The following is a 12,835-nucleotide window of genomic DNA, read 5'->3' on the forward strand; positions in this document are numbered from 1 at the left end:
GACCGGCTTGCGCCCGTCGGCCTCCCTCCCTCTCTGCACGCGTTGTAGGTCCGCACCGTCGTTGCCGACGGGCGGGCGCGGCCCCTCCCTCAAGGTGCCTTGGCCCCATGGTAGACGCGGGGCTGTCGGCTGCGTCCAGCTGCATACGTATTCATGGCGCCACGCGGTAGCGCGCCTGCTGCGCTGGCTTATGGTCCGGGTCTGCCAACGGCGCCTTGGGAGGGGAAATGCCGATGTCACACACGGTTGTACGCGCGCTGTTCGCGCACATGTTCGGCCTGGCCCTGTTGGGCGTGGCCACGCTGGCGCAGGCCGCGCCACAGGTCGCCAGCGTCGAATCACCCGGCAAGGTGCTCAAGGTCAGCCTCGTGCTGGACGGCGGCACCGCCCGCTACCGCGTCGAGCGTTTCGGCGAACCCGTGGTGGAGGATTCCAAGCTCGGCTTCGCCCTGCGCGACGGCCGCCTGGACCGCGATTTCGCCCTGCTTGGCCAGCAGCGGCGCAGCGTCGACGACCGCTGGGAGCAGCCGTGGGGCGAGCGCCGGCTCACCCGCAACCACTTCAACGAGCTGACCGTGCAGCTGGCCGAAACCACCGGCAGCAAGCGTCGGCTGGATGTGGTGTTCCGCGCCTACGACGATGGCCTGGGCTTCCGCTATGTGTTCCCCGAACAGCCGAACCTGCACGAGGCGATCATCGATGACGAACTGACCGAGTTCGCCATCGCGCCTGAATCCACCGCCTGGTGGATCCCCGCCGGCGAGCCGATCCACTACGAATATCTGTACCAGCGCACGCCGCTGCGCGAGGTGCCGCTGGTGCATACGCCGATGACCGTGCGCAGCCGCGATGGCCTGCATGTGGCCATTCACGAGGCCGCTCTGGTGGACTACGCCGGCATGTGGCTGCGGCGCACCGAGGGACAACGCCTGCGCGCGCAGCTGTCACCCTCGGCCGAAGGCTGGAAGGTGCGTCGTGCCCTGCCCTTCGCCACGCCCTGGCGCACGCTGCAGATCGCCGACCGCGCCGGTGGCCTGGTCGAATCGGACCTGATCCTCAACCTCAACGAGCCCAATGCGCTGGGCGATGTGAGCTGGGTGAAGCCGGCCAAGTACGTGGGCGTGTGGTGGTCGATGCACCTGGACAACGAGAGCTGGGCCACGGGGCCGAAGCACGCGGCCACCACCGCCAGGACGAAGAAGGTGATCGACTTCGCCGCCGCGCATGGCTTCCGCGGCGTGCTGGTGGAGGGCTGGAATCCGGGCTGGGACGGCATGTGGGTGGGCAACGGCTACGACTTCGATTTCACCCGGGCCACGCCTGATTTCGACATCGAGGCGCTGTCGGCATATGGCCTGAAAAAGGGTGTGCACCTGATCGGCCACCATGAAACCGGCTGCGCCATCGAGCACTACGAGGATCAATTGGGCGCCGCGCTGGACCTGTACGCACGGCTGGGCGTGGACCAGTTCAAGACCGGCTACGTCTGCGACGATGGCCAGGTCGACCGCCGCAATCCCACGGGGGGCCCGCTGTGGCGCGAGTGGCACGACGGGCAGTTCATGGCCCGCCATCACCTGAAGGTGGTGCAGGAGGCTGCGCGCCGGCACCTGTCGGTGAACCCGCATGAGCCGATCAAGGACACCGGCCTGCGCCGCACCTACCCCAACTGGATCTCGCGCGAAGGCGCGCGCGGCATGGAGTACAACGCCTGGGGCCAGCCGCCGAACCCGCCGGAGCACGAGGTCAACCTGGTGTTCACCCGCATGCTGGCCGGGCCGATGGATTACACCCCCGGCATCCTCAGCCTGAAGGGCCGCCACGGCCAGGCCATCCCCAGCACGCTGGCCCGCCAGCTGGCGCTGTACGTGGTGCTGTACAGCCCGATCCAGATGGCCGCCGACCTGCCCGAGCACTACCTGCAGCACCGCGAGGCATTCCGCTTCATCGAGGACGTGGCGGTGGACTGGGAGCAGAGCCGCGTGCTCGATGGCGAAGTGGGCGACTACGTGACGATCGTGCGCCGCGACCGCAACAGCCGTGACTGGTTCCTTGGCAGCATCACCGACGAACACGGCCGCGTGCTGCCGGTATCGCTGGGCTTCCTGGAGCCAGGCGTGCGCTATCGCGCCGAGATCTACCGCGATGGCGAAGGCGCTGATTTCCGCAGCAATCCGTTCGCGTTCGCGCGCGAAACCCGCGAGGTGACCAGCGCCGATGCACTGACGCTGGTGCTGGCACCGGGCGGTGGGCAGGCCATTCGCTTCACGCCGCTGTGAATGCCCCGGTAGTGCCGGCCGCTGGCCGGCACCACCGCAAGCAGGATCTGAAAGCGATTACACCCCTGCAAACGCCATTGAATACGTATGCAGGGTGATTCCCGCGAAGAATGCGCTGCCTACCATAGCGGCGACGACAGCGGCCACCGCGTCGCACGTTCACGGCACCGCCGGGACGTTCACGAATCGATCTGCAACATTGCCTGGGAGGGGAAAATGTTGAACCACAAGCGCAGTGCGCTGAGTCTCGCGCTGGCCGTTGTGCTGGCGCCGACGCTGGCGTCGGCACAGTCCACGCAGAGCACCACCACGCCGGCCGGCACCGCCGCCACCAACCTGGATACGGTGCAGGTCACCGGTATCCGCCGCGGCATCGAGAGCGCGATCGCGGTCAAACAGGACGCCACCTCGGTGGTCGAGGCGATTTCCGCCGAAGACATCGGCAAGCTGCCCGACGTCAGCATCGCCGAATCCATCTCGCGCCTGCCCGGCCTGGCCGCCCAGCGCGTGGCCGGCCGTGCGCAGGTGATCAGCGTGCGCGGCCTGTCACCGGACTTCGCCACCACCCTGCTCAATGGCCGTGAAGTGGTCAGCACCGGCGACAACCGCGGTGTCGAGTTCGACCAGTACCCGTCCGAGCTGGTCAACGGCGTGACCGTCTACAAGACCCCGGACGCGGCGCTGGTCGGCCAGGGCCTGTCGGGCACCATCGACATGCAGACCGCGCGCCCGCTCAGCTTCGGCGAGCGCGTGATCGCGGTCAGCGGCCGCTACCAGAAGAGTTCGCTGGGCCGCGCCGCCAACGTCGATCCGTACGGCAACCGCTTCAGCGCCAGCTACATCGACCAGTTCTTCGACAACACCCTGGGCATCGCCATCGGCTACGCGCACAGCGACATGCCGATCCAGGAGAACCAGGTCGGCCTGTACGAGCCCTGGACCACCGAACACACCGACAAGGGCGAGCGTCGCGGAATCGCGCCAGGCACCTACTTCACCGACGGCATCAAGGCACTGCGCCGTACCGGCAACAACAAGCGCGACGGCGTGATGGCGACGATCCAGTTCCGCCCGAACAACAGCTGGACCAGCACCTTCGATGCGTTCCACACTGAAGCCGAGCAGATCGACACCGCCAACCAGTTCGAACTGAGCCTTAGTGGCAATGGCGAAGACGGCAACAATCCCAACGCGATCCTGCCTGTGTTCAGCAATGTCGGCCGCAATGCCGATGGCAGCTTCACCGGTGGCACGATCAGCAATGCGTACCCGCTGGTGCGCGGCATGTACAACAAGCGCAAGGACAAGATCGATGCGTTCGGCTGGAACAACGAGTTCAACGTCGGTGGCGTGAAGCTGGTCGCCGACCTGAACTACTCCAAGGCGACCCGCCGTGAGATCAACCTGGAAAACAACCTGCAGCTGGTGCCGCGCCCGCAGTTCGACACGATCGGCCTGGTGGTGAACAACAACAGCTTCTCGCAGATCACGCCGGGGCGTGACTACTCCAATCCGGACAGCCTGTTCCTGACCAACACGATCTATGGTTCCGGCTACGGCAAGGTGCCGGAGGTCGAAGACCGCTTGAAGGGCGCCAAGCTGGCGGCGACGTTGCCGGTTCCCGAGGCCATGTCCAGCTGGTTCTCGGATGTGGACGTGGGCGTGAACTATGCCGACCGTCGCAAGCAGAAGGCCCAGGCCGAAGGCAACATCCTGCTCGGTGCCCAAGGCGAATCCACCATCGCCCCGGACCTGCAGTACCGCCCGGTCAACCTCGGTTTCGCCGGCATCGGCTACATCCCCTCGTGGAACGTGCCGGCAGCCGTGGGTCGCTACATGACCTTCAACCCGGTCGACAACCTGGACTACCTGATTCCCAAGTCGTGGACGGTCGAGGAGAAGATCACCACCGCGTGGGCACGCCTGAACATCAACACCGACATCGGCGTGGTCGGCGTGCGCGGCAACATCGGCGTGCAGATGCAGCACACCGACCAGAGCTCGGATTCACGCTACTGGGACAGCTCGCAGCCGGCGGGCAGCAACATCCAGCCCTTCTCTGCCGGCAAGACCTACAAGGATTGGCTGCCGAGCTTGAACCTGGTGTTCATGTTCCCGCACCAGCAGACGCTGCGCTTCGCCGCCGCCAAGCAGGTCGCGCGCCCGCGCGTGGACCAGATGCGTGCCGGCCTGGAATTCGGCGTGGACACCAACAACGGCCGCCCCGGCGGCAGTGGCGGCAACCCTTTGCTGGACCCGTGGCGCGCCACCGCACTGGACCTGTCCTATGAGAAGTACTTCGGCGAGAAGGCCTACGTGGCTGCGGCCATCTTCTACAAGGACCTGAAGAGCTACGTCTACACGCAGTCGGTGGACAACTACGACTTCAGCGGCCTGCTGGGCAACTACGTGCCGCCGCCGGGCATGACCGCGCCGGTGCTGACCACCGGCACCTTCTCCACGCCGCAGAACGGCAAGGGCGGCACGTTGAAGGGGCTGGAGCTGACCGGGTCGTTCCCGCTGGAGATGCTGACCGACAGCCTGCGCGGCTTCGGCGTGCAGGCCAGCGCGACCTTCAACAAGAGCGACATCACCATCCTGGATCCGGAAAGCGCCTCCAGCGTGGGCACCGACCCGATCAGCCTGCCGGGCCTGTCCAAGCGCGTCTACAACTTCACCGCCTACTACGAACGCAGTGGCTTTGAAGCACGCGTGAGCCAGCGTCGCCGCTCGGACTTCATCGGTGAGATCGGCAACTTCAACGGCAACCGCACACTGCGTTACGTAGTGGGCGAGAACGTGACCGATGCGCAGATCAGCTACACCTTCAGCGACAGCAGCAGCCTGCGCGGGCTGACCCTGCTGCTGCAGGGCAGCAACCTGACCAACGAGCCGTACCGCACCTACGCCGGCAGCAAGGACCGCCCGCTGGAGTACATCGAGTGGGGCCGCACCTACATGCTGGGCGTGAACTACAAGTTCTGACCACGACCGGGTAGTGCCGGCCGCTGGCCGGCAACAGAAAACAGGGAGCAGGACCGGAAAACCCGCTGCGCAGGCAGCGGGTTTTCTTTTGCGCGAATGCCCATCCACGCAGAGCGTGGATCTACCTAGGGACACCCCAACCAGTAGATCCACGCCATGCGTGGATGCCCTTCACCGCAATCCCACCCACAAAAAAGGGACGGGGCGCTTCGGCCCCGTCCCCGCAAGTACCGCCACCGGAGAAAACGGTCAGCTGCGTCGGGCGCAATACACCGCACGCGGCGGCAGCTGGAGTTCATTGCCCTGCACCGTGCCCGCATCCGGGCCCGGTACCGCCACCTGCTGCCAGTTGCCCGGCGGCAGCGGATGGCTCACCGCCTCGGCCGACAGGTTGAAAGCCAGCAGGAGGGTTTCATCTGCAAGCATACGCTCGAAAAGCAGCACTGGCTCGGCGCTTTCGATGAACCGGATGCTGCCATGCAGGAGCGCCGGCTGGCTACGCCGCCAGGCCAGGAAGGCGCGGAACGCCGCCAGGACCGAGTGCGGGTCGCCCTCCTGCACGGCCACCGCCGCCGCCCGGTGCTCGGCCGGGATCGGCAGCCAGGGCGTGCCGGAGGTAAAGCCAGCCAGCGGAGCGTCGGTCCACGGCAGCGGGGTGCGGCAACCGTCGCGGCCCTTGAAATTCGGCCAGAAGGTGATGCCATACGGGTCCTGCAGCGCCTCGAACGGCACCTCGGCCTCGGCCAGGCCCAGCTCCTCGCCCTGGTACAGGCACACCGAGCCGCGCAGCGAGCACAGCATCGCCACCAGCATCCGCGCCAGGCGCGGATCGGCCGGATAGCCGCCCCAGCGGCTGACCGCGCGTTCCACATCGTGATTCGAAACCGCCCAGCACGGCCAGCCTTCGGTCATCGCCGCTTCCAGCCGGGAGACCGTGTCGCGGATGTAGGCCGCGCTGTAGTCGTCCACCAGCAGCTCGAAGCTGTAGCCCATGTGCAGGCGGCCGTCCTGGGTGTACTCGGCGGTGGTGGCCAGCGAGTCTTCCGACGAGATCTCGCCCAGGCTCACCGCGCCCGGATACTCATCCAGCAGCGCGCGCAGCTGCTCCAGGAATGGCAGGTTCTCCGGTTGGGTGTTGTTGTAGAAGTGGTACTGGTAGGCGTACGGGTTGTCCGGACTGAAGCCGCGGCCCACGCGCTTGTCCGCCGGCTTGGGCGGGTTATCGCGCAGCTGCGCGTCGTGGAAGCAGAAGTTGATCGCATCCAGGCGGAAGCCGTCCACGCCGCGGTCCAGCCAGAACCGCACATTGTCCAGGGTGGCCTGCTGCACGTCCGGGTTGTGGAAGTTCAGGTCCGGCTGGTCGACCAGGAAGTTGTGCAGGTAGTACTGCTCACGGCGCGGTTCCCACTGCCAGGCGCCGCCGCCGAACAGCGACAGCCAGTTGTTGGGCGGGGTGCCGTCCTCGCGCGGGTCGGCCCAGACGTACCAGTCGGCCTTCGGATTACTGCGGTCCTGGCGGCTCTCGCGGAACCAGGCGTGCTCGATCGAGGTATGGCTCAACACCTGGTCGATCATCACCTTCAGGCCCAGGTCGTGCGCCTTGGCCAGTAGACGGTCGAAGTCGTCCAGGCTGCCGAACAGCGGGTCGACGTCGCGATAGTCGGCGATGTCGTAGCCGAAGTCGGCCATCGGCGACTTGAAGAACGGCGAGATCCAGATCGCGTCCACGCCCAGCGCGGCAATATGGTCCAGGCGCTGGATGATGCCCGGCAGGTCGCCCACGCCATCGCCGTTGGCATCGAGGTAGCTGCGCGGGTAGATCTGGTAGATGACGGCTCCGCGCCACCATGGATAGTGCGACATCGACAGCCCCCCTCCGGGCATGCGGGACCCGCCAGAAGCGGGCCGAAATCCTGTCCGGCAAGCTTAGCGGCGGCCTCGCGGGCATGGCGCAACCTGCATACGTATTCACGCAGGCGGCAGCGTTTGCGGGGCCGGGAACGCCGGCCAGCCCCGTTTGCGCCCGAATTCACGGCCAGCGCCTATAATCGGTGGTGAGCCTGAAAGCCTGATCGCATGACCATCACCGAAGACACCCGTCCCGCCCTGGGCCTGCCCCAGATCCAGTCGCTTGCCGCGGCCGACATGGCCGCCGTCGACGCCCTGATCCGGCGCCGCCTGTCCTCGGACGTCGTGCTGATCAACCAGATCGCCGACCACATCATTTCCGCCGGCGGCAAGCGCCTGCGCCCGATGCTGGTGATGCTGGCGGGTCACGCGGTCGGCCAGGCCGGTCCGGAGCACCACCAGCTGGCGGCGATCATCGAGTTCATCCATACCTCCACCCTGCTGCACGATGACGTGGTGGACGAATCCAGCCTGCGCCGTGGCCGCAGCACCGCCAACGCGCTGTGGGGCAACGCGCCCAGCGTGCTGGTCGGCGACTTCCTGTACTCGCGCAGCTTCCAGCTGATGGTCGAGCTGGAGCGCATGTCGGTGATGCAGATCCTGGCCGATGCCACCAACCGCATCGCCGAGGGTGAAGTGCTGCAGCTGCTGCACGTGCACAACCCGGATACCGACGAAGCCGCCTACCTGCGCGTGATCGAGCGCAAGACCGCGGTGCTGTTCGCCGCCGGCACCCGCTTGGGTGCGCTGGCCAGCGGCGTGGACGAAGCCACCCAGCAGGCCTTGTTCGACTACGGCATGCACCTGGGCTACGCGTTCCAGATAGCCGACGACGTGCTGGACTACTCGGCCAATGCCGAGGAACTGGGCAAGAATCTGGGCGACGACCTCGCCGAGGGCAAGGCCACGCTGCCGCTGATCCACGCGATGGCCCACTCCGACGACGCCACCCGCGAGCGCCTGCGCACCATCGTGCAGGACGGCGACGCTTCGGCGATGCCGGAAGTGCTGGCCGCGATCCGTGCTACCGGCGGCCTGGAGTACAGCCGCGCGCGTGCCGAGGAATATGCCGAAGCCGCCGAGCGTGCGCTCGATGGTCTGGGCGACAACGACGCCGTCGCCGCCCTGCGCGGCCTGGCGCGTTACGCGGTGCAGCGCTCGCATTGATCGGTTGAGGTGTGCCGACCAACGGTCGGCACGGAAACGCTCGCATTGACCGCATCCGGTAGTGCCGGCCGCTGCGCGGATCAACGTTTCTCGAAGCGCTCCTCGAAGAACTCATCCAGCGCCTTCCACGCGCGCTTGGCCGCCCGCTCGTTGTACTGGCACCCCGGCGGGCTGTTGGCATCGCGCTCGGCGAAGCAGTGCACCGCCCCGCTGTAGTTGGTGAACTCCCAGTCGACCTTGGCCGCGTTCATTTCCCTCTGGAAACCGGCGATATCCTCGGCGGTCACGCTCCTGTCGTCGGCACCGTTGAGCACCAGCACCGACGGGTGACTGCCACCGGCCTGCGCCGGCAGCGGTGAACCCAGCCCGCCGTGCAGGCTGACCACACCGGCCAACGGCGCACCTGCACGGGCCAGCTCCAGCACCGTGGTGCCGCCAAAGCAGAAGCCCACCGCACCGATCCGGCTGGCATCGAGCGGCACCTTGCCGGCCTGCGCCTTGAGCACGTTCACCGCTTCCAGCGCACGTGCCCGCAGCAACGGCCGGTCGTTGCGCAGCTTGGTCGCCACCGGCCCGGCCTCGGCATCGGTCTTCGGCCGCACGCCCTTGCCGTACACATCGGCCACCAGCACCACGTAATCATCGCCCGCCAGCTGCTTGGCCTTCTCGATGGCCGACTCGTTCACACCCTTCCAGTTCGGCACCATCACCAGCCCCGGACGCTTGTCGTTGTCGCCATCGTCATAGACCAGCACGCCACCGAAGGTCGTGCCCTGGTGTTTCCACTCCACCGGCTGGGTCTTCATCGCCGCCCACGCCGGCATCGCCGCCAGCCCCAGCATCACCGCCAGACCGCATCGCCAACGATTCATGCGCCTGCTCCGCAAGAAAAAAGGGGACGGAGGGGATTAAGCCGTATTCGCCCCTCCCGCGTCGCATTCTGCATTGGCGACGTGACGCAGGTGTGGTTGGATACGACTTAATCCCCTCCGTCCCCTTTTTCGCATGAACCTTGTTGACCGTTTTCTGTCTGGCCTGATCCCACGCCTGCCTGCCGACGATGCCCCACAATGGGCTCACGTCCAGGGCGCCAGCGCAGAAGACCTGCAGCGTCTGCGCGCGCAGTGGCCACAGGTCCCTGACAGCCTGCTCACGCTGCTGTCCCAGGTGGATGGCACCCATTTCCGCGAATACCCCGGCGGCGAGGTCTGCGTGCTGATGCTGGGATCGGACGTGGAGGACGGCGGCTACCCGTACTACCTGCGCTCGGTGGCGCAGATCTTCGAGGACCAGCAGCAGTGGGACGACAGCATTCGTTCCATCTACGAGGAATGGCTGGATGACGAGCCGGAGATCCTCGGCGATGGCATCGACGCCGATCTGCCGATGAACCGCCGCCTGTGCTTCTCGCACTGCATGAACAACGGTGGCACATCAATGCTGTATCTGGATTTCGATCCCGCACCGGGCGGCAGCGTGGGCCAGGTGGTGCGTTATCTGCACGATCCGGACAGCTATGCGGTCATCGCGCCTAGCTTCGATGCGTACCTGCAGCAGCTGATCGACGGCGGCTACGCGTTCATCGACGAGGATCAATGAAGGCAGCCGAGCGTGGGCTCGGCTCTACAGTAGATCCACGCCATGCGTGGATACGGTACCCCGGGTTGCCGGCCAGCGACCGGCTCTACCCGATGCCCAACCCCGGAATCGCGCTGATGCTGTCCGGATCGAATCCGGCCAGTTCGGCGAAATGACGGCCACGCGCCACGTAATCGCGGTAGGCACCAAAACTGGGCGCACCCGGCGACAGCAGCACCACCCCGCCCTGCGCACCCAGCGCGGCACGCGCCAGCGCCATTGCCTCCGGCAGATCAGCGGCGGCGTGCAGGCCGAAGCGGCCGGCATCGGCCAGCGGCTGCAGCATGGCGTGGATGCGCGGGCCGTTGCTGCCCATGGTCACGATCTCCACCGGCGGCACGTCGTGCGCCATGTGCTGCATGAAATCGGTCCAGTCCAGGCCGCGGTCATGCCCGCCCACCAGCAGCGCGATGCGCTGGCCGGCAAAGCACTCCAGCGCGGCCAGGCTGGCATGCGGCGTGGTGCTGATCGAATCGTTGACGTAGGTCAGGCCATCGGCCACGCCGATGCGCTGCAGGCGGTTCGGCAGCGGACGGAAATCCTGCACTGCCGGTGCCAGCGTCACCGCATCCAGGCCCAGTGCTTCCAGTGCAGCCAGCACCGCGCACAGATTGCCGCGGTTGTGACGGCCCGGCAGCGGCGTGTTGCGGGTATCGAATACGGGCTGCTCGCCGCGATGCACGATGTCACCGCGCATATGCCAGCCCTGCGGCTGGTTGAACCAGACCACCTCGCTGTCAGGCAACGACAGCGCGGCCAAGTGTGGATCGGCCGCGTTGAGCACGGCAATGCGCGGCGCAGCTTCGGTCACCAGCCGCAGTTTGTCTTCGATGTATCGCTGTTCGCTGCCGTGCCAGTCCAGGTGTTCGGGGAACAGGTTCAGCACCACCGCCACCTGCGGGTGGGCGCCACTGCGCGCCACTTCCCCGGTCTGGTAACTGGACAGTTCCACCGCCCAGTACTCGGGCGCGGGCTGCGGGTCCAGCACTTCCAGCAGCGGCAGGCCGATGTTGCCGACCAGGCCGGTACAGTGGCCGGCGGCACGCAGCAGGTGCGCGACCAGCGCGGTGGTGGTGCTCTTGCCCTTGGTACCGGTCACGCACACGGTGTCGTGCACGATGCCATCGTCGGCCGCGTGTTCGGCGAACCACAGCGCGGTGCCACCAATGAAGCGGGTGCCCTGCCCTTCCGCCGCCAGCGCGATTGGCTGGTAGGGGCTGATGCCGGGAGACTTGATCACCACGTCAAACGCGGCCAGCGCTTCAGCGGAAGGCTCGCCACGCACGTCCAGGGCGCCCTGTGTTTCAACGCGTGCGGCCTCGACTTCGGCCGCCGGGCAGAACAGGCTCAGCGGCAGCGTGGGCAGGCGCTCTCGCAGTACCGCAAACGCGGCGCGGCCCTCACGACCCCAGCCCCACAGCGCAACGCGCTTTCCTTCAAGCTTCGAAATCTTCACGCACCCGTTCCCACAGCGCAGCCGGAACCCGGTGCTCGCCCTGCAGCTGCAGCAGCGGTGCCAGTTCCAGTTCGGCGGCATCCAGCTGCGGCTGGATCTCGTTGCAGAAGCGCTTCACCAGCACGTCTTCCTTCCACTCCGGGCGCTGCGCCAGGGTCGCCATCGCCGCACGCGATTCGCGGCCTTCGCCCACGCATTCGAACGGCTTGTGGTCCTGGAATTCCAGCAGCGCATCGAAGCCACCGGCCTGCTCGACATCATCCAGCAGGTTGCGGCCGAAGATGCGCACCAGGCGCGTCTTGGGCATGAACGGGGCCAGCGCCAGGAAAACGAAGTGGCACTTCGGGCAGACGCCGCACCAGCGGTTCACCGGGCGCTCGCCGAGGATGTGGAAGTTGCGGTTGCAGCTGGAGAAATGCGCGTCGTAGAAGTCACTCTTGGCGAACTGGCGGGCCACCGCCAGCTCGGACATCGGGCGCAGCAGCGAGTAGTACTGCAGGTCCGCCGCCACGTACTTCTGCACATGGCTGCCGAACGCCTGCTCGCAGGCCCAGCCCTTGGACCACTGATGATTCACTTCGCCGGTGCCTGGAATCTGGCTGCCGTAGCTGGCCGAGCGCTCGTTGGAGAACACCACCTGGTCCACGCCGTGCAGCAACGCGGCCAGCACCATGATCGCCGAGTTCACCACCGTCACCGGGATATGGCCGTTCCATGCGCCCTGGCGATTCAACTCGAACAGTTCAGGTGCCAGCGTGCGGCCCAGGTTCAATGTCGGCAGGCCGGTGCGCTCGGCGCACGCACGGATCAGCTGCGAGCCACCGATCCAGGTCACGGTCTCGTCCACGCCGGCACGGCGCAGCGCTTCGATGCTGACCAGCGAATCCTTGCCGCCGCCGATGGCCACCAGCGCGTGCGGCTGCAGGCCCAGCGACGGCGCCTGCACGGCCTCGCCCTGCACCGGCAACCGGAAGCGGCCGCGCAGGTTCAGGCCATTGCGGTAGGCGAATTCGCCCAGGCCGTTGAGGTAAATGGTCTCCACCAGTGCGGCGGTATCGGCATCGATGCTGTAGCTGTCGATGCTGACCGTCTCCGGCACGCCCGCCTTGTAGTAGCTGACACCGGCGATGAGGTGCAGCAGCTGCAGCGCGCGCTGCACGGCGGCGGTACGCGCCTCGTCCAGCACGAACGGGGCGCCGGGCACGGTGATGGTCTCCACCATCTCCGGGCCGTCATCAAAGGCATAGACCAGCCTGGCCACGCCGGTCTCCGCGGCGAATTCGCAGCGGACGAAGCGGAAGCGGGAAATCTGGTGTTTGTCGAAAGCAGTCATGGTGTATCCGTTCAGGCACGGGCCCGCGCGAGGGCGCGGGGCGTGTCGGTGGGCGGGTGCAGGGCGGCG

The 12,835-nt window shown here is 66.8% G+C and carries 8 protein-coding genes; 4 read left to right on the plus strand and 4 right to left on the minus strand.

What is annotated here, in order from left to right; all coding sequences use genetic code 11:
* Positions 1 to 227: 227 nt before the first annotated feature.
* Both H4O10_RS13020 and H4O10_RS13025 read left to right on the plus strand, forming a co-directional pair.
* Positions 228 to 2,279 carry a glycoside hydrolase family 97 protein gene (locus H4O10_RS13020; RefSeq protein ID WP_033833405.1) on the plus strand — a complete coding sequence of 684 codons (2,052 nt, stop codon included), beginning with the start codon at positions 228 to 230 and terminating at the stop codon, positions 2,277 to 2,279.
* A 216-nt stretch (positions 2,280 to 2,495) separates the two neighbouring features.
* A complete protein-coding gene (locus H4O10_RS13025; RefSeq protein WP_033833423.1) occupies positions 2,496 to 5,264 on the plus strand; it encodes a TonB-dependent receptor in 2,769 nt (922 codons plus the stop codon).
* 249 nt (positions 5,265 to 5,513) lie between these two features.
* On the opposite strand, the gene H4O10_RS13030 is transcribed toward H4O10_RS13025, so the two are convergent.
* Entirely contained in the window at positions 5,514 to 7,127 is a 1,614-nt protein-coding gene (locus H4O10_RS13030; protein ID WP_049452247.1) for an alpha-glucosidase, read from the minus strand.
* A gap of 213 nt (positions 7,128 to 7,340) precedes the next feature.
* On the opposite strand from H4O10_RS13030, the gene H4O10_RS13035 reads away from it, so the two are divergent.
* Positions 7,341 to 8,339, plus strand: coding sequence for a polyprenyl synthetase family protein (locus H4O10_RS13035; RefSeq protein ID WP_049452246.1), 999 nt, complete (start codon positions 7,341 to 7,343; stop codon positions 8,337 to 8,339).
* A gap of 80 nt (positions 8,340 to 8,419) precedes the next feature.
* Here H4O10_RS13035 and H4O10_RS13040 read toward each other — a convergent pair whose 3' ends face one another.
* Positions 8,420 to 9,211 carry a dienelactone hydrolase family protein gene (locus H4O10_RS13040; protein WP_049452245.1) on the minus strand — a complete coding sequence of 264 codons (792 nt, stop codon included), beginning with the start codon at positions 9,209 to 9,211 and terminating at the stop codon, positions 8,420 to 8,422.
* A 133-nt stretch (positions 9,212 to 9,344) separates the two neighbouring features.
* On the opposite strand from H4O10_RS13040, the gene H4O10_RS13045 reads away from it, so the two are divergent.
* Complete coding sequence (locus H4O10_RS13045) at positions 9,345 to 9,938, plus strand: SMI1/KNR4 family protein (protein ID WP_049452244.1); 594 nt, start codon at positions 9,345 to 9,347, stop codon at positions 9,936 to 9,938.
* An 85-nt stretch (positions 9,939 to 10,023) separates the two neighbouring features.
* Here H4O10_RS13045 and murD read toward each other — a convergent pair whose 3' ends face one another.
* Together murD and murL are read right to left on the minus strand one after the other, a co-directional pair.
* Positions 10,024 to 11,433 carry a UDP-N-acetylmuramoyl-L-alanine--D-glutamate ligase gene (gene murD, locus H4O10_RS13050; RefSeq protein WP_033835576.1) on the minus strand — a complete coding sequence of 470 codons (1,410 nt, stop codon included), beginning with the start codon at positions 11,431 to 11,433 and terminating at the stop codon, positions 10,024 to 10,026.
* Positions 11,414 to 12,766 (minus strand): UDP-N-acetyl-alpha-D-muramoyl-L-alanyl-L-glutamate epimerase, encoded by a 1,353-nt coding sequence (gene murL / locus H4O10_RS13055; RefSeq protein ID WP_049452243.1) that lies wholly within the window; start codon positions 12,764 to 12,766, stop codon positions 11,414 to 11,416. The genes murD and murL overlap by 20 nt, the downstream gene beginning before the upstream one ends.
* Positions 12,767 to 12,835 lie beyond the last annotated feature (69 nt).

The sequence above is a fragment of the Stenotrophomonas sp. I18B00994 genome (assembly GCF_014145825.1).
GTDB classification, from domain to species: domain Bacteria; phylum Pseudomonadota; class Gammaproteobacteria; order Xanthomonadales; family Xanthomonadaceae; genus Stenotrophomonas; species Stenotrophomonas maltophilia.